This window comes from Thermococcus profundus (assembly GCF_002214585.1).
Lineage (GTDB): Archaea > Methanobacteriota_B > Thermococci > Thermococcales > Thermococcaceae > Thermococcus > Thermococcus profundus.
Map to the genome: position 1 here is coordinate 1078448 of NZ_CP014862.1, position 17638 is coordinate 1096085.

Annotated in this window: 18 protein-coding genes; 7 read left to right on the forward strand and 11 right to left on the reverse strand. The window is 53.3% G+C overall.

Annotation, left to right across the window (positions count from 1 at the left end):
- Window positions 1–132 precede the first annotated feature (132 nt).
- On the reverse strand, window positions 133–642 hold the full coding sequence (locus tag A3L09_RS05835) for a hypothetical protein (protein WP_088858058.1): 510 nt from the start codon (window positions 640–642) through the stop codon (window positions 133–135).
- Between the two features lie 105 nt (window positions 643–747).
- Here A3L09_RS05835 and A3L09_RS05840 point away from each other — a divergent pair, with 105 nt between their 5' ends.
- Entirely contained in the window at window positions 748–2475 is a 1728-nt protein-coding gene (locus A3L09_RS05840; RefSeq protein ID WP_088858059.1) for a P-loop NTPase family protein, read from the forward strand.
- Between the two features lie 116 nt (window positions 2476–2591).
- Window positions 2592–3851, forward strand: a complete 1260-nt coding sequence (locus tag A3L09_RS05845) for a methyl-accepting chemotaxis protein (RefSeq protein ID WP_088858060.1) — start codon at window positions 2592–2594, stop codon at window positions 3849–3851.
- Here the strand turns inward: A3L09_RS05845 and A3L09_RS05850 are convergent, their stop codons facing one another.
- From A3L09_RS05850 to A3L09_RS05860, 3 genes are all read right to left on the reverse strand, one after another.
- Window positions 3852–5216: an MATE family efflux transporter gene (locus A3L09_RS05850; protein ID WP_088858061.1), complete on the reverse strand. Its 1365-nt coding sequence runs from the start codon at window positions 5214–5216 to the stop codon at window positions 3852–3854.
- Between the two features lie 119 nt (window positions 5217–5335).
- Entirely contained in the window at window positions 5336–5746 is a 411-nt protein-coding gene (locus A3L09_RS05855; RefSeq protein WP_088858062.1) for a translation initiation factor IF-5A, read from the reverse strand.
- 66 nt (window positions 5747–5812) lie between these two features.
- Entirely contained in the window at window positions 5813–7381 is a 1569-nt protein-coding gene (locus A3L09_RS05860) for a sodium-dependent transporter (protein ID WP_088858063.1), read from the reverse strand.
- 111 nt (window positions 7382–7492) lie between these two features.
- Between A3L09_RS05860 and A3L09_RS05865 the strand changes: the two genes are divergently transcribed.
- A complete protein-coding gene (locus tag A3L09_RS05865) occupies window positions 7493–8140 on the forward strand; it encodes a metallophosphoesterase family protein (protein ID WP_088858064.1) in 648 nt (215 codons plus the stop codon).
- On the opposite strand, the gene fba is transcribed toward A3L09_RS05865, so the two are convergent.
- The gene (gene fba / locus A3L09_RS05870) at window positions 8141–8986 is read right to left on the reverse strand and encodes a class I fructose-bisphosphate aldolase (RefSeq protein WP_088858065.1); all 846 of its coding nucleotides are present in this window, start codon (window positions 8984–8986) and stop codon (window positions 8141–8143) included.
- 165 nt (window positions 8987–9151) lie between these two features.
- Between fba and A3L09_RS05875 the strand changes: the two genes are divergently transcribed.
- From A3L09_RS05875 to A3L09_RS05890, 4 genes are all read left to right on the forward strand, one after another.
- The gene (locus A3L09_RS05875; protein ID WP_088858066.1) at window positions 9152–10438 is read left to right on the forward strand and encodes a dicarboxylate/amino acid:cation symporter; all 1287 of its coding nucleotides are present in this window, start codon (window positions 9152–9154) and stop codon (window positions 10436–10438) included.
- Between the two features lie 72 nt (window positions 10439–10510).
- On the forward strand, window positions 10511–11209 hold the full coding sequence (locus tag A3L09_RS05880; RefSeq protein ID WP_088858067.1) for a biotin--[acetyl-CoA-carboxylase] ligase: 699 nt from the start codon (window positions 10511–10513) through the stop codon (window positions 11207–11209).
- An 87-nt stretch (window positions 11210–11296) separates the two neighbouring features.
- Complete coding sequence (locus A3L09_RS05885) at window positions 11297–12727, forward strand: CGP-CTERM sorting domain-containing protein (RefSeq protein ID WP_232473484.1); 1431 nt, start codon at window positions 11297–11299, stop codon at window positions 12725–12727.
- A gap of 71 nt (window positions 12728–12798) precedes the next feature.
- The gene (locus A3L09_RS05890; protein ID WP_088858069.1) at window positions 12799–13443 is read left to right on the forward strand and encodes an alanyl-tRNA editing protein; all 645 of its coding nucleotides are present in this window, start codon (window positions 12799–12801) and stop codon (window positions 13441–13443) included.
- Window positions 13444–13464: 21 nt separating this feature from the next.
- Here A3L09_RS05890 and A3L09_RS05895 read toward each other — a convergent pair whose 3' ends face one another.
- From A3L09_RS05895 to A3L09_RS05915, 6 genes are all read right to left on the reverse strand, one after another.
- On the reverse strand, window positions 13465–14058 hold the full coding sequence (locus tag A3L09_RS05895) for a DUF257 family protein (protein ID WP_232473485.1): 594 nt from the start codon (window positions 14056–14058) through the stop codon (window positions 13465–13467).
- A 224-nt stretch (window positions 14059–14282) separates the two neighbouring features.
- Window positions 14283–14471 carry a hypothetical protein gene (locus tag A3L09_RS10885; RefSeq protein WP_157727208.1) on the reverse strand — a complete coding sequence of 63 codons (189 nt, stop codon included), beginning with the start codon at window positions 14469–14471 and terminating at the stop codon, window positions 14283–14285.
- A gap of 503 nt (window positions 14472–14974) precedes the next feature.
- Window positions 14975–15976, reverse strand: coding sequence for a TIGR01177 family methyltransferase (locus A3L09_RS05900; RefSeq protein ID WP_088858071.1), 1002 nt, complete (start codon window positions 15974–15976; stop codon window positions 14975–14977).
- A gap of 9 nt (window positions 15977–15985) precedes the next feature.
- The gene (locus tag A3L09_RS05905) at window positions 15986–16747 is read right to left on the reverse strand and encodes a 7-carboxy-7-deazaguanine synthase QueE (RefSeq protein ID WP_088858072.1); all 762 of its coding nucleotides are present in this window, start codon (window positions 16745–16747) and stop codon (window positions 15986–15988) included.
- Between the two features lie 9 nt (window positions 16748–16756).
- The gene (locus tag A3L09_RS05910; RefSeq protein ID WP_088858073.1) at window positions 16757–17017 is read right to left on the reverse strand and encodes a hypothetical protein; all 261 of its coding nucleotides are present in this window, start codon (window positions 17015–17017) and stop codon (window positions 16757–16759) included.
- Between the two features lie 57 nt (window positions 17018–17074).
- Window positions 17075–17575: a hypothetical protein gene (locus A3L09_RS05915; protein WP_088858074.1), complete on the reverse strand. Its 501-nt coding sequence runs from the start codon at window positions 17573–17575 to the stop codon at window positions 17075–17077.
- Between the last annotated feature and the right edge of the window lie 63 nt (window positions 17576–17638).

Genomic DNA, 17638 nt, shown 5'->3' on the forward strand with positions numbered 1-17638 from the left:
ATCGCGGGCGGGGAAGTCAGGGTCATTCTTATATAACCAAAGGGAATCGGTGTTGGATATTATATTTGGAAATCATCGGAGGAACACTGAATATTCTTTTACATCTTCGCCGTTTCAATTCTTGGGTAGACCTCAGGTCACGCAATAGCCGAAAATATGGTAGTGCAGAAATGACTCAAAGTAACTCAGGGGCAGGCCGATCAGAGAAATCAGCGTGGACAGGAAGAAGTTCCCCCGCGAGATGATTAGCAGGGCCACCCACACGAGAAGCCAAAAGGTGATGTAGATTAATCTAGGGGGAATTATGGATTTTGGAGACAGTTCCTTACGGATCAGGTTTTCTACGCCCCTCTCGTTCTTGATAAGATACTTCTTCGGCTCCGGCCATCCCCTCCTCTTCATCCCCCTGTCGCCCATGGCAAGGAACGCCTCTCCTCCTTTAAACAGAAGGAGATAAATGTAGGGCTTCTCGCTTGGTAGAACAAGGGATTCGACGTCAAAATCAGCGGAAAGGGCAACGCTTAAGTTGTGGAAGCTAAATCCCCATTCATTCAGAACCCGGAGGACTTCCTCAGGCTTCTCATCCTTGAACTTGAAGACCAGTCCTTTGTACCTGGGCCTTGTGACGCGTTCGAGGAACACGATGACCACCCTAGAGAATCGTTTTTAGATTACTAATCATGTTTATAAAGCTGTCGGCGCGAACCATCAGGTAACTTTTTTAGGGGGGCCGCCATTCTCCAAACGATGAAGCTCAGGATGAACCCGGAGGCTAAAGCCGTCTACCGCTCCATCCGCGACGAGATCAAGAGGCGGTTAGTCTTGGAACCAAGTGCGGCTTTTCTAGACCGTTTTGAACCAACCTCCGACCCTGGTGAGATAACCCGAAGACAGAAGTACCTCCGGGATAACCTCCCAAAAGTCCGGAGGGAGCTGTTGGAGTATATACCCAGAGTGAGAGCGATAAAGCTCCGCAGGGACTACCTCCATGACAGGATCCTCATAGTGGATGAAAGCGAGGTTGAGAAGGCCGAGAAGCTCGGCCTCTGCGAGGTCTCTTCAGATCCAAGGGACGCTGAGGGCTATCCCCTGGTTCTCAGCACCGTGGGTTACGGCATCGATGTCGATCTGGCTCCATCCCAGATAGCGCCGGAGCTCTACATCCTCCCACTTTGGGAAAATCGGGAGACGCTGACGGCCCTTGAGGAGATAGGCAGGCTGACTGGTGAGGGAAGCATTGCAGGACAGATACTCTCGGCCATCGGGGATATCGAAGCCGTCATGGAAAAGAGAACCTTATTGGACGGTCTCGAAGAGCTGGTGGCCCAGAAGGAGAGGGAGCTGAACGAGAGGATCTCGGAGAGGCTTGAGAAGTTCAGCCTGACGTTGAGCGGAAGGGATCTCCTTTCATTCCTGAACGAGCTGAAAGAAGGAAATTACGAGGCCATATTCCGGCACTTCGGGGACGTCGAGAGCGAGATCATGGCTATGATAAGCGAGGCAGAGATGGAGCTGGGGGAGAAACTGGGGGTAAGCTTTGAGATATTCTCGCGGGAAGAACTCTACCCGGTGAGGGCTCCGCCGGAGAGGATTGAAATCCTAAGGGAAGAGCTTGAGAATGAGCTGAAAGTTGAATTATACCTCAAGAGCCGGGAAGCCGTTGAAAAGATACGTCCCCTCCTTCCAGCGCTGAAAGAGGAGATCGATAGGGTTTATGAACTCGACTTCCTCAGGGCGGTTAAGGAGTTCACTGAGGGCTTCTCCTTCCCGGAGATGTGGAGTGGAGGCCTTGCATTCGTCCGGGGGAGGCACATATCCATAAACGACCCTCAACCTGTCAGCTACGTGGTGGGAAAAACGCCGCATGAGTTTGATGTCCGCGGAGCTAACGCAATCGAGGACGAGAGGATAGTGATATTGACCGGAGCTAACAGCGGCGGAAAAACCAGCCTCCTTGAACTGATAACGCAGATAGTCGTTCTGACCCACATGGGGTTTCCAGTTCCGGCCGAGAGGGCCTGGATTGAGCCCCTTGAGGAGGTTTTCTTCTTCAGGAGAAAGAGGAGTGTTTATGGTGCAGGGGCCTTTGAAACAGCTCTCCGCTCCTTCGTAAGGGCTCTAAAGGGCGATGGGAGAAAGCTCATCCTAATAGACGAGTTCGAGGCCATCACCGAGCCTGGTGCAGCCGTTAAGATAATCGGGGAACTCCTTAAGGTGGCGAATGAGAAGGATTTCTACGTTGTGATAGTCTCTCACCTGGGAGAGGATCTGAAGAAGGAGCTCCCCTTTGCGAGAGTGGACGGAATAGAGGCCAAGGGACTGGATGAAAACCTGAACTTGATAGTGGACAGACAGCCTGTGTTTGGAAAGCTCGGGAGGAGCACACCGGAGCTCATAGTGGAGAGGCTCGCGAGAAAGAAGCGGGGAACGGAAAGGGAGATATTCGAGAGGGTTCTAAGGGCTTTTAGGGAATAAAGGATGTGTAGGTTCTTGTGTATGTAGTTACCACACTTTTTGGTTGTTGGAATATTACTTAGACCCATTAGAAATCCTTAAATACTATGAGAACCTAGACGTTTGGGGGATGAGCCATGAAGGGCAAAGCTACGGCATTGATGTCACCATCAATAGCTTTTATCTTCACTGTTGCACCTGCGGCCTTCGCGGGCCTCTTGGGGGCACTGATCGGCGGAGTACTGGGAATAGCGGTGGCGTTCTTCCTCACCAAGGACGCCTTCGAGGTAAAGGAGATACCCACCGACGTTCTAAGATACAAGCGCGAAATAGATGAGCAGATAAAGGCCATAACAGAGATCCTCGACAGGATAGCGGAGGGAGACCTGACGGTTGAGGATACGGAGCTCTCAGGCCACCTCGGAGAGATAAGAGAGGCGGTAGAGAAGATGCGCAAGAACCTTCAGAACATGGTTATGGCAATACAAGACGCCACTGAGACCGTGGTGGAGAGGAGCAAGCTCATCAAGGAAAACGTTGAGCAGATAAGCGAGGCCATACAGCAGGTTGCAGAGGCCATAAACCAGGTCAGCATTGAGGCCCAGCGCGAGCAGGAGAACATCAACCAGATGACCGAGACCATGAGGTACATAGACGATATTGGAAAGGAGACAGTCAGCACCATGGAGGAGTTTGAGAGCTCAATGCAGGAAGCCGTTTCCCTCGCCAGAGACGGCGGCCAGAAGGGGCAGGAGGCGGTGAATCAGATCGAAGAGATAAGGAACATGATGGGCAAGATCGATGAGACAGTTAGAGGAGTCGCCGAGATGGGCAAAAACATAGCCAACATTACGAACGTCATTACCAATATTGCCGAGCAGACTAATCTCTTAGCTCTGAACGCGGCTATAGAAGCGGCCAGGGCCGGTGAAGCTGGAAAGGGCTTCGCGGTGGTTGCGGATGAGATAAGGAAGCTGGCTGAAGAGAGCAAGAGTGCCGCCGACGACATCAGAAACATAGTCAACAAGATAATGGAGAAGATACAGGAGAGCGTTGAGGTGACTGCCAAGAGTGCCGAGACAGTCGAGCAGTCAACTGAGGTCCTCAAGGAGAGCGTTTCCTACCTCACGAGCATAGCGGATCTGATGGCCGAGATGGAGGTCAAGGCCAACGAGCTGAAGAACAAAGTCCTTGAGGAGGGCGAGAAGATAGAGGAGGGCCTTAGGTTCCTTGAGAACCTTGCCGCCAGCGCTGAGGAGACGACGGCAGCGGCAGAAGAGGTAAGTGCAGCGGCAGAGGAACAGACGTCGGCCCTCGAAGAGGTCCGTGCGGCGATAGCCGAATTTGAGAGGGTCGTTGAGAATCTAGAGGCAGTCGTCCACAGGTTCAAAGTTTGATCAGACCTTTACCGTTTTCCACTTCCCTTTTCTGAAGATCCACCAGTAGAAGGCCGCGCTTGTGAACGTTTCAAGACTCATTGCAAGCCACGCCGCTATTACTCCCAATCCCTCAAAGTGGAAACCGAAGAAATTGAAACCAAAGCCTAGCAGATATGCAGGGACTATCCTGAAGAGGAGCTTACTCACTGCCGTTACGTACATGGGGCTCTTGGTATCGCCGGCTCCCCTTAGGGAACCGCTGAGGACGAACACCCAGCCGAGCGGGATCTCGCTTATCCCAACGATTATGAGGTAGATGCTCGCGAGCCTGAGAACCTCCGAGTAGTTGGGGTCGCTGGGGTTGAGGAAAGGCATGACAAGGTACCTGGGAAAGACTATCAGGACGAACGCCATAACCGACATAAAAGCAGTTACCATCTTAAGGGCTTCTTTAACTGTCTTCTCTGCCTTCTTTGGGTCCCCTTCGCCTAGGCTCTGTCCCACGAGTGCTGAAGCTGCCACGTTGAAGCCGAAGGCGGGCATGTAGGCTATGCTCTCGACCCTGAGTCCGATCTGGTGGGCGGCGAGGGCAACGTCGCCAAAGCGCGTTACTATGCTCATGTAAAGGAAGTTGTAGAAGCTGAAGAGGCCCCTCTCGACGAGCGCTGGAATGCCGATTCTCAATATCCTCTTCGCCATGTTGACCTCTATGCGCCAGTGTGGTTTGAGTGTGAGGATCAACCTGTTGTCCAAAAGGAGATACGTCCCAATGAGGAAGGCGGTGCTTATCCCTATCCCCGACGCCCATGCGGCTCCCACGGGCCCTAGCTTTGGAAACCCAAACTTTCCGTAGATCAGAAGGTAATCAAAGGTGGCGTTTATTACGTTCATCAAAATCCCGAGTTTCATTGGGGTCTTGGTATCTCCTGCTCCCCTGAGGGCGGAGTAAAAGGAGAACGCAACGAACCGAATCGGATAAAATAGAAAGACCACCTTGAGATAAGAGTAAGCCAGCGACAGGAGCTCTCCCTTGGCCCCCATTATCCTGAGGACATCGTCGCCGAAGAACCAGCCGAAGAGGAGAACCGGAATTCCGAGGAGGAGGGAAAGATAGAGGCTCTGCTCCAGCACCCGCTCTGCACTATCGAAGTCCTTTGCCCCAACGAACCTCGCGACGAGGGCCAGCGTTCCAATGGAAACCGCCATCATGATGGGCATCATGAACCAGCTCACCTGGCCTCCGAGGCCCACAGAAGCGACCGCCAGAGCGCTCACATGACCGACCATAAGCATGTCAACTAGGTTGAGGAGGGTCTGCGAGATGTTCCCCATTATGGCCGGCCACGCTAAAGACCACAGTCTCTTCCTGAGATCGGCGTCCATGATGCCACCCTACGATAATAATCTACACGATAAAAGAACGGTAGAATATTTAAGAGTTTTCCTTGGGTGAAAAGCTATGCAGAAAAACGGATCAGAACGGGTAGAAAAGACAAAGGGGCTCACTCGCCCCTGATCTTCATGATCTTGATCCTGCCGAGGGTCTCCCAGTACTCGACGTTTATGCCCTCGGTGAGCTGGTCCTTGATATCGTCCTCGACGCCGGTCTCGATCGGGACGTCGAAGGTCTCGTAGGTCTCCATGTCCATAAGCTGGACTGTGTCGGGGGTGAGGGCTATAATCTGGCCGACCCTCTTGTCGATGATCGGAACCTCAACCTCGGCGCTGGTGGGCTTGACGATGCTCCTGACCTTCTTGTCGAAGATTCCAACCGCCTCTATCCTGGCCTTGGCCGAACCGTGCTTGCCGGGTGAGGAAACGGTTATGTTGGCGATTCTGCAGGGCTCACCATCGATGAGGATGTACCTTCCGGGCTTGAGCTTGCTGACCTGAACCTTGGTCTTGTCTCCCATTTTCCATACCTCCTTAAAACGTTCTACGTGGAGTCTGAAAGGGCATTTAAAAAATTTTTGAAAACATCAGCGGCCACCCCTGGACTGGGCCAGAAGGTAGCCGTTGAAGAGGAGGGGCAGGAACAGCATGAGGCTTAACAAAACACCGAGGGTTACGTAGGTTCCCCCGGTCTTCAGCATGTAGTAGACACCAGCTAGGCCAACGAGGAGGGTTCCCAGTATCGCCGCTGTTACTGTTCCCCTATCAAAGGGTGAGGCTCCTTTGATCAGTGGAACGGCCTCTATGGCCATGATGATGGCACCTACGGCGAAGGGAACGGTCAGGAGCATCTCGCGGATTCCCACAACTATCGAGATAAGCCCAAGGACTGCCGTGCCAGCACTCAAAAACGTGACGCTCCCGACCCTCCTGAGCTGGAAGACCTCCGCCGAGATCTGAGCACCTATCTCTACGAGGACTATGAGGGTGGTGAACCCGGCGAGGAAGAGCGAGCTCATGAGAAGGAATATTATGTTTGATGCTTCTGGGAGTTTGCTCTCCCTAATGACCTTGGAGAGGAAGTAGAAGTTTTCGATGGCCCTCATTGGGGGCTGGGTGCTACTGTTTGCATAAATCTGAGCTTTGCGCGCCGTCTGAAGCTTTTTGTTGGCCACCGTAAGCGTCTGATTCATCCTGGCTAGGGTCTGGTTCATCTTTTTGAGGGTCTCTTTCAACTGCTGCTGCTTTTTGAGGATCTCGATAGCCTTGTTTGGATCGGACTCGGGGTTTGAGAATATCCTGGCAAGTTCCTCATGGATCTTGCTGTACTGGATCTTGGCGCTCTGGTAGTTCCTGTACTCCGTCATGTATGTCGTGTACGCGTCGTCGTAGCTCTGGTAAGCCGCACCTATGGCGTAGGCGGTCGTCAGTGCGGCCGCAAAGCTCAGGATTATCTGAAGGATTATCACGGCACCCAGGAGCTTCTTGAGGTCAAGCTCTGCCGGAGCGAAGCTCCCCAAAACATAGTAAACACCCGCACCTAGACCGAGGCTCAGCAAAACCGTGATGAACATGAGCACGAGGCCCCTCACGGTGAGCGGGTGGTTGAAGGAGAATATGGCATCGCGATAGGCGTTCAGTTGCTGAAGGGCGTTCTCCGTTCTGACGAAGCTGTGAACTTCCTGGCGCATGACCAGCGTCGCGGCGATGGCGAATATTATGAAGAGAACAGCCATGGCCCCTATGAACTCAACAGAGCGGCCTTTGAGGAGCACCAAGAAGACCCATATAACAAGGATGACGCCTATAATAACGGAGGCAAGGGCCCTGCTGTTGAGCTCAAAGATCTCCCCCAGGGCGCGGGAGGAGAAGTAGAGGGTCAGGCCGCCCATTATCATAAGGAACATCAAGAGGGTGAGCGTTACCGCTGGAAAGCGGGCGACTTTAACGAAAAATTCGTGGATCAGATACCTCGTCCTGCGCGTTGCCTCAAGCTCGCTGAATATCAGGAGGAGCCCGATGGCGAGAACGATCAGCGAGATAGCGAAGCCCTTGAGTCCGAAGGTTATGTAGTACTTCGGCATCAGCAGGAAGTTCCATATTCCGAGAACGTATCCGGTTATTAGGAGAGCCATCAGGATTGATATCTTCCTCATTTTGACCACCCCAATTCAATTCCCTGGCAGTGGGGGAAGTTGTGTTTAAAAATATAAAAGCGTTATGGGCTCTAAGATTTTTGGGGACACAAAGTCATGGAGGGCAACGTTATGAAAATCCTTGGAATAACGGACGTCCACGGTAAGACATCGAAGGTGATGAAGCTCGTTGAGGTGATTGATGATGTATCCCCGAGCATCGTAATGATCGCGGGGGATATAACAAATTTTGGAAACTCCGACCGCGCGAAAAAGGTTCTCGAACCCTTAACGACCCTTGAAGTTCCAATAGTTGCGGTCTTCGGGAACTGCGACGGAAGGGACGTGCCCGGCATTTTGGAAGAGATGGGGATACTAGCCCACGGAAGGAGAGTGGAGGTAAACGGGCTCGGGATCGTGGGGATCGGTGGATCCAACGTAACACCATTCGGCACGATTTGGGAGCTTACGGAGGATGAGATAGGCTCAATCCTGGAGAAGAACTACCTGCCCGGCAATGTCATTCTGAGCCACGCCCCTCCCTACGGAACCCGGGCGGACAGGACCCACTCCGGGGTTCACGTTGGAAGCAGGGCACTGAGAATGTTCATCGAGGAAAAACAGCCGCCCTTCGTCCTAACTGGGCACATCCACGAGGCGAGATCCGTAGATAGAATCGGGAGAACTCTAATCATAAACCCCGGGCCGCTGTTCAGGGGGTACTACGCGGTAATTAAGATTGAAAAGGATAGAGTGGAAGCGAAACTAGAGAAGCTGTGATCAGATCAGCCCCTCCGCCTTCGCCGCCTCTTCCGGCTCCTCGTTCCTGTGTATGACCCTGATGAGGGCCTTTATGAACGGCTCGGGGTTCTCACGCTGGAAGATGTTCCTTCCAACGACGGCCCCAGATCCTCCAGCCTCGATGACCTCCCACACCAGCTTGAGGAAGTCCACTGGATTTTCTGTCTTCGCCCCGCCGCTGAGGAGAACCGGCACTCCAGCGGCGGCATCGACGACCTTGGCGAAGGTCTCCCTCGAGCCAGTCCAGTAGGTCTTTATCATGTCGGCACCGGTCTCGGCCGCCGCTCTTGCGCCGTACATAACAACCCTGTAGTCCTCCTTTTTGCCGTACTTCTCGTTGATGTACGGACCCCTCGGATAGGCGAACTGCACAACAGGGAAGCCGAGGTCGTGGGCGTAGCTCGCTATCTCGGCGAACTGGCGCATCATAACGTCTTCAGCTGGACTGCCCCAGTAGACAGTAGCCGCTATGGCATCGGCGCCGAGCTTTACCGCGTCCTCGACAAAACCCAGCTGGCTCTGGAGGAGCTGTTCATCCTTCGGCCTGAGGTTGGTCTTGCTGGTTAGCTTTATCATCAGCCCCCTGTCGGGCTTGACCTCATCGCCGGCCATCCTTACGATGCCGGGGAGCATCATGACGCCGTCCACGCCCGCCCGCATGACCTTCCTCACGATGACCCTCGGGTTCACGTGCTCCCAGACGGGCTCGAAGTCTGTCGGTCCGTGTTCAAAGCCGTGATCCATTGCGAATATCAGTGCCCTTCCGTCCCTGCGGAAGAAGCGCTTCAGCCTTCTCCTAACACCAACGCTCTGGTATGCATCCATAGTAATCACCGTGAGTGATATATGTTGGTGATGATTTAAGGTTTTTGCCTTCACCAAAATGTCAAGATAACTACAGCAAAGCTTATATCAGATCATGACAGGATTAAACAGTGCAATGAAGGCCCACTGGCTTGAGTCGGGCATTAAATTTAAGGGGTGATCCCAATGGGTAAGAGTCTGTTTCGGCGCTATCTAGACTACCCAATTCTCCAGAAGATTCTCTGGGGATTGATACTGGGTGCCATCGTTGGTCTGGCTCTTGGAAAAGCCGGTTACGCCGATGCCACCAAGGCGTATATCAAGCCCTTCGGCGACCTCTTCGTCCGCCTGCTGAAAATGCTCGTGATGCCCATTGTGCTCGCGTCCCTGGTGGTGGGTGCGGCGAGCATCAGCCCGGCGAGGCTCGGCAGGGTTGGCGTCAAGATCGTCGTCTACTACCTCATAACCTCGGCCTTCGCCGTCTTCTTTGGCCTCATCATGGGCAGGCTCTTCAGCGTTGGAACGGGAATCCACCTCGGAACCGGAACCGGCAAGGCTATAGAGGCCAAGGCGCCGTCGCTGGTTGATACCCTGCTTAACATAGTACCAACCAACCCCTTCGGTTCGCTCGCCAAGGGTGAGGTTCTCCCGGTGATCTTTTTTGCGATAGTCCTGGGCATAGCGATAACCTACCTCATGAACCGTGAGGACGAGAGGATCAGAACATCTGGAACCACACTCCTCAGGGTCTTTGACGGTCTCGCCGAGGCCATGTACCTCATAGTGGCGGGTGTCATGCAGTACGCTCCGATAGGCGTTTTTGCCCTCATAGCCTACGTCATGGCGGAGCAGGGGACGAAGGTGGTTGGGCCTCTCGCCAAGGTAGTTCTGGCCGTCTACGTCGGCCTGACCCTCCAGATACTCCTAGTCTACTTCGTCCTGCTTAAGATATTTGGCATCGATCCAATGAAGTTCATTAGGAAGGCCAAGGACGCCATGGTGACGGCGTTCGTTACGAGGAGCTCGAGCGGAACCCTTCCAGTTACCATGCGCGTTGCTGAGGAGGAGATGGGCGTTGACAAGGGAATCTACTCCTTCACACTCCCGCTTGGCGCGACAATAAACATGGACGGAACGGCCCTCTACCAGGGTGTCACTGTGCTCTTCGTCGCCAACGCCATCGGCCACCCACTAACCCTAGGCCAGCAGCTCGTCGTCGTCCTAACGGCGGTTTTGGCGTCGATAGGAACAGCGGGCGTCCCTGGTGCCGGGGCCATAATGCTCGCCATGGTTCTCCAGAGCGTCGGCCTTGAGCTCACAGCGGGCAGTCCAGTGGCATTGGCCTATGCAATGATCCTTGGAATCGACGCCATCCTGGACATGGGCAGAACCATGGTCAACGTGACCGGTGACCTTGCAGGAACCACGATAGTTGCCAAAACAGAGGGAGAGCTGGACGAGAGCAAGTGGTGAGCTTTCCTTTTCCTCCACTTTTCTTGGGATACTGTTTTAAGAGCACTTCCCCAATTCGGCCCGGTGGGGTCGTTGGAGTGGAAGATTATTCACCTTGAGGAAGTTGATTCTACCAACGAATACGCCAAGAAAATAGCCGGAACTTCCCCCGAGGGCACTGTTGTAGTCGCAAAAAGACAGAGCTCCGGCAGAGGGAGAAAAGGTCGGTCCTGGGCTTCTCCTGAGGGGGGCCTGTGGATGAGCGTCGTTCTAAAACCAGGAAAGATAGACCCGAGGCTGGCCTTCGTCGGGGCCCTCGCGGTTGTGGATGTCCTCGGAGATTTTGGCATAAATTCTGGAATCAAGTGGCCCAACGACGTCTGGGTCGGCGGAAGGAAGATAGCGGGCATACTCGTGGAGGGAAGGGGGAGCGAGTACGCGGTTCTCGGGATAGGCCTCAACGTCAACAACCCCATCCCGGAGGAGCTTAAGGAAAGCGCCACCTCGATGATGCATCACGTTGGAAGGGGGCTCCCCCTTGAAAAAGTCCTAGAAAGGCTCCTGTTCCATTTGGGTGGATGGTATCGGGTCTACCTGGAGCGACCCGATCTGCTCATGGCGAAGGTCCGCGAGAGGACGTTCATACTTGGAAAAACAGTGCGGGTGGTGGAAGAGCACAGCGTCATTACCGGGCGCGCCCTCGACGTTCTGGACGACGGTTCTCTCCTTCTTGAGGTGGGAGGTGAGCTGAGACGGGTGATCTACGGGGACGTCTCAATTCGGCCCATTTGACTGGATGCTTTTGCTGGGAATAAGGTTAAATACCCGTACGTGGCGCTATGTAGCGGTAAAGTCTGAAGGAGGTAATAGGTAATGTTAATGAGAAAGCTTTCTGCCCTTTTGCTGGGTTTAATCCTCCTCGCCCCGGCCTTTGGACTGGCCCTGGGGAACGGGGATGTGCAGGACGATGGGAACACGTTCGTTCAGGATTACACGTTCCATGTGAGGCTTTTTGAAAACGGAGACGCCAACATAACCATAACTACCACGTGGCTCGCCCCGAAGAGTGAGATCCGCAACCTAGTGGAGAAGTACCTCAACTACACGAACGGTAGCCTGTCAGAGGCCATTGAGATCTACAAACAAAACCAGCTCCAGTCCATCCAGCGGGGCCTCGAGAGTATGGGCGTTAAAATCGAGAACGCCAGCATTCGGGTTTTCAACTTTGACAGTGGGGACAACATAACCATGGTCTTCAACGCGATTGGTAGGGGGGTCTCAAAGTACTACTCCCACGGCAACTTCTGGGAGGTCCTCGTTGATCCCACCAGGGGTTTCTCGACGGCCTTCCCGGACACCGGCTACCCCTTTGGAATCAGGATGCACAGCAAATTCATAGTTGACCTTCCGACGAACGCGACGCTCCTTTCCTACCCAACTGGCTACCGGAAAACCTACAACCAGAGCTCCTTCGAGGTCGTGCCCGATATCGAGGGCAACACCGTGATAGTTGAGTCAAAGATCAACCTTGAGCCCTACCTCTCCAACGAGGGGTACCAGTGGCTCTTTGGCGACTACAAGGGGTTCTCCATAACCTACCAAACGCCCTACAAGGGCAACGAGACCTACACCAAGAGGATCATGAGGGAGCACGTCACGGTTGAGGTTCTGAAGAACGGAACCACGATACTGACCATGAGGGATGAGTACGTGGAACCCATGGGCGAAATACTCATGAAGAAGCTTCAGATCCTCCAGTACGGCAAACAGAAATTCGAGCAGCAGCTCCTTAAGTACCATGCCCAGATGTTCGCCCAGATGGGCGCCGTTGTGGAGGGTGCGGGGATCAACATCAAGAACCTCAACACCACCGACCCCCTCGTCGTCGAGGCCAGGTACATACTGTCCAACTACACAAAGCTCGTGAACGGCACGTACGTCCTCACCCTCAACCCCACCATGGGTCTCAAGGATATGGTCTACCTCAGAACTGGTTCCGAGTTCAACTACTCCTTCAGCGCCGAGATAAAGCTTCCCAAGGGCTGGAAGTTCGTTTCCTATCCGAACAGCACCACAAGGAACGTTCACGGCAACACCTTCGTGATGAACGTGAAGCCCGAGGGCAACCGCCTCATCATCAACGCCACGACGTTCCTGTTCTATGGTGCATCGGAAGAAGACGTCAACAGCCTCCTCGGTGAAGTAGGCTCCGTTGAGGTGAAGTTTAAGAAGGGCAGGAGCGGCATCTGCGGTCCTGCATTCTTAGTCGGGCTTGCGATAGTGCCCCTTCTGCTGAGAAGGCGCCGCTGAGCGGCTTTCCTTCTTCTGCTCTTTTCGATATCCATTTAAATGAAAACTCCAAACTCCTTTGGGTGATGAAGGTGACGAGGAAGCTCTACTACGAGAACGCCTACTTGAAGGAGGCAAAGGCGAAGGTTCTGGAAGTGAGGGACAGCGCCCTACTTCTCGACCAGACGATATTTTACCCGACAGGTGGCGGCCAGCCCCACGACAGGGGGACGATAAACGGCGTTGAAGTCCTCGATGTTTACAAGGATGAGGAAGGCAACGTCTGGCACGTCGTTGCCGAGCCTGAGAAGTTCAAGGTTGGAGATGAAGTCGAGCTAAAGATAGACTGGGACTACCGCTACAAGCTGATGAGAATACACAGCGCTATGCACCTTCTCGACCACGTGCTCAACGAAGTCCTAGGAAAGGGCAACTGGAGGCTCTACGGGAGCGGAATGAGTGCCGAGAAGGGGAGATATGACATAGAGTATCCGGAGAACGTGAACCAGTACAAGGAGAGGATAATCGAGCTCTTCAACCGCTACGTCGATGAAGGTGGCGAGATGAAGATATGGTGGGAGGGAGAAACGCGCTACACCCAGATAAGGGACTTTGAGCCTATTCCCTGCGGCGGGACTCACGTGAGGGACATAAAGGAGATCGGCCACCTGAAAAAGCTCAAGCGCTCCAGCCTCGGAAAGGGAAAACAGAGGCTAGAGATATGGCTTGAGGAGTGAGCATCTGGGTTTTCTGAATCCTCACTCCTTTTGAATGCTGATTTCGCACCCGTAGTCTTCGGGGAATATGGACTTGACAACCTGGAGACCAATCTTTTCCCGAGAAAAGACGACCATAAGGGCCCGTGTGGCGTGTTCCCGGAGTTCCTTCAGCGTTTCAAGGGGTATAATGTCCGCATTGACCATATAGATGGTTATTTTCTCCCTCTTTCCAAGGTGAGGCCGTATTAGATATCCGAATATGCCCTCGATCTCTCGCGGATCTCCCCTCTTGCTCGAAAGAATCTTTTCAAAGCCGACCACGATCCTGAAGAGATGCTCGCCCTCTACTTTGGCCAGCAGTTCCTCGTAGTGCTTCTTTCTAACTGGAGGCTCTTTGGTCATATCAACCCTTCCGACCACCTTCCCCGTGGGCAGGATCCCACCCATCTTTATCACTGCGGCGCTGTCAATAATGGAGGTGTCCCCTCCGGACAGGAGGATGTGGGTTCTAAAAACGTGGAGCTGATCGAGGTCGTCAACTATGATAAAGCCCTTCCCGCTCTTCAGCACACCACGGATCAAGGCCTGGAACACGAGGTAAGCGGGCTCTTCCGAGCGATATTCGACGACCACGTCTTCTCCTGGCCTCAGTCTTTCAATAAAGTCAGAAAGGGTGAGATGTTGACTCTCACACATAGAGATCCCCCATGTTTACACTACCAAAAAGAGAATAAAAACCTTTTTAGTCCCTATGGTTTTTCAAAAGATGCTGCACGCCGACAGAGGAGAAAAAAACTTTTAGGAGGTCAAAAAGAAAGAAAAGGGAGATCATCCGCACGTCAGGAGGCCAATGAGTATCAGAATGAATCCGAGGATGTTGCCCGTAAGCAGGTCACCACCAATGGGAGGGTTAGCTTTCCTTTGGCCTCCTTGACTTTTCCTTCATCAAACAGCTTCTCGGCCTCCGCTAGGGGGTGTGTTATCAGGAAGTAGGTCAACAGTACAACTATAACCAAGAGCCCCAGACCTACCGCTGCAGATCCCACCCCCAGGAGAAGTGCTATGGGCACTATACCGAGCAGTACCCCAAGCCAGACCAGTATTCTAGTTGCTTTCAGTATTCCGCATCCCTAGTCATCCTTCCCCATGGCAGACATGGGGGATTTCAACAACGTTCACGGGCGATCCCTGAGGCGCCCGTGGATGCCAACCACCCGGGGAAGGATGGTTGGCACCGGCATAAATAGGTTATATTGATACTTATAAGTGTTACGTTTTATTTTTGGCTGTGGAATATTTTTCTGACGATATTGCTTATGCAATCTTGTTAACATGTCCCCTCGGACATGCCCCAATAGGCCAGATTGCCAGTAGATTCCAGCCTCGGGATATGAACTCCAAAATATATCCGCCGTGGCATTGTGCATTAGGGGGAATAGTAACTTTTAGAGTAATAACCTGGATCACTTATCCTGAAACCGACCGCTTCTCTTCCATGAAGGGAAAATGGTCTGCTTGAGGAAAAGTCAAAGGTTCCCGTTTCTCTCGTTCACCTGGCCTTCTCGAACACATAGAAGTACCGCTCAAGACTCTTGTGAACCCTCTGGTAGTACATCCCTACCGTCCTGAACCCCACAGCTTCGGCCTCCCCCTTCCCGTCGAACTCTATCGGAAACGCTATCGCGAGCCTGCCGCCGTCCTCAAGCACGTTGTAGATGCTTCTCAGAGCCTTTCTGTAAAGCTCGTCTCTCTTTCTTCCAGCGAGTGTCGCGGCGGTTCCGTAGGGCGGATCGGTAGCTACCGCCTCAAACTTCTTGTTCGGGAATAGCTCCTCCAGCCGCGTAGCATCTCCTAGCTCCAGGGTGTAGTCTCTCACTCCGTAGTTCCTGAGGTTGGTCTCGGCCCCTTCTACCATCTCTGGCCTTATATCCACTCCGTAGACCTTCAGGCCGAGCAGGCCTGCCTCTATGAGTATTCCGCCGGCACCCATGAATGGATCTAGTATTTCCCGCTTCGCCTTCGTCAGGTTCACGAGGGCCCTTGAAAAGCGCGGATGGAGAGAAATTGGCCTGAAGAACGGCCTGTGGTGGGCCTTCCTCCTTTCGAAGTCTTTGGGGTCAAAGTAGCGGAGCCTTATCCCTGCGTAGAGCTTCTCGCCGCAGTAGGCCCTCACTAGATTATCCGGCTTTGAGAGGTTAACCTTGAACCCTTTGGAGTGTATAACCCCACCCAGCTTCCGAGGAAGGTCTAAAACGTCGTGTTCGCAGTTGGCCATAGTCTCTGTATCCACTTTGAAAGTCCCCTCTATCGGCCATTCCACTTCATCGGCCTTTTTGAGGAGTTCATCAACGGAATCCGCCTCGATGGTGAGCTCTCCATACTCGTGGGCTAATCCGAGCCTGTCGAGAAACGGGTAAGCTTTCTCATCAGCCTCGACCTTGAGGAGGAGGTAGTCCTCCCCGGTTATCTTACCGCCGCCCAGCTCAAGCATTGCCCTGACTTCATCCCTTGCCATCTCGGGCAGACTTCCGAGTATCTCCACGTAAAGCATTCAACCACCTCACAGGACGTTGAGGTACTTGTGAACCTGGAAGCTGAGCCCGACGTTCTTCCTCCCCATTATTTGGGCCGCCTCGCGGTAGAGCCCCATCAGCTTTTCCTGAGTTATGTTGATGGGCTCCCTCGGCTGGATGACGAGCGGGGCAAGGTCTTTCAGCAGTGAAGCGTACCAGCGGACGTTCTCCACTTTAGTCTCTCTAGTAACGACGAGCTTGGCATAGGTTTTCACTCCAGCTTCCTTCAGGATCCTTATGCTCTCCACTTCACGAAGGACAAGACCCTTCCAGTCCTCCGTCGCTCTGGCCGTCTCGTCCTTTATGTCGACGCTCGCGTAGTCCGTCAGCGGCGCTACTTCTCTAATCAGCTCTGGAAGACCCCCATGGGTCTCGAGGAAGTTGTCGAAGTCGAGCTCCTTCATTCTCCCCATCAGAGCTTTCAGGGGCTTTACCTGGAGTGTTGGCTCACCACCGGTGTAGCTTATGGAGTGGATATCCCCTGTATCGAGCCTTAAGACCGCATCAACCACCTCATCAACGCTCGCCGGGTTTGGCTTGTACTTGAACTTTCCCGTGAAGGGCTCAACCTCGTACCTCCAGCGGGAAACGTGGGAAGCATCGATGTACTCCTTTGAATCGCACCAAAGGCAGTGAAGGTCGCAGCCGGCGAAGCGAACGAATATCTGCCTCCGTCCGAACGCTGAGCCTTCGACGCTTCCGCCTTCCCCCTGCCAGCTGTTGAAGACCTCCGCCATGATGACTTTCATCGTATCACCTCAAAGCTCATCGACGTCCACTCCCTTCACATGCTCGCTCACAAAACCCTCCAGAATTTCAACCCTTACTTCCCTATTCTCACCCCTCATGTCGGCCATTAGCCTTACAGCCCTCGCGTAGTCCCAAAGGCGCCTCTTGGCGCTTTCCTCTGCCCTCTCTGCCATAACGATGAGTTCCCTCTCCTCGGGATGGGCGCTCATCCACTTCACAACCTTTCTCGCATCCTCCTCTGTGAAGAGGCCCCTCTTTTTAAACAGCATCCTGCCACCCTCCATGGCTATGTGATTGTTTAATCATGTGATTAAATAATTAAACGATTAAACATATTTGAGCAGGACTTCCACGGCTTCCTCGAAGAGCTCCTTTTCCTCCCCATCGAGAACGCTTTCAAGGTAGTGAACGGCCGAAATATCCAGGATCACGTAGGCGGTGTTTCTGTCAAGTCCTAGGTCGTAGGCGTCGTAGTAGACCCTCTTCTCTCCCAGGGCTTCGTTCATGAGGTCGACAAAGTTGGCTATGTCCTCGACGCTCAGTTCGTCCCACTTGCTCTCCATCTCGTCAAAGTACTCCTCTAGGGTTTTTATCGTCTCAAGGTCGAGCTTGAGAGTTCCTTCAACGAAGGGGAACTCCCCTACACGAAAAACCTTGAGACCCTCCTCGTCTCTCACCGCTATATTGTTCCACAGAACGATCCCTTTTACGGGGTTGCGTCCATACCTGCCCTCCAAGTAGGAGAATCTCTCAAGGACGAAGTCCATGTCGTCTATAAAAATCTCCTCGTCATTGAAATGGATTATCTTGCTCACCGTTCCGACCATATCACGCACCGCTCTGAGTTTGGCATGCGGTATTAAAGGCTATCGGCCCGTCAGGTTTTTAGT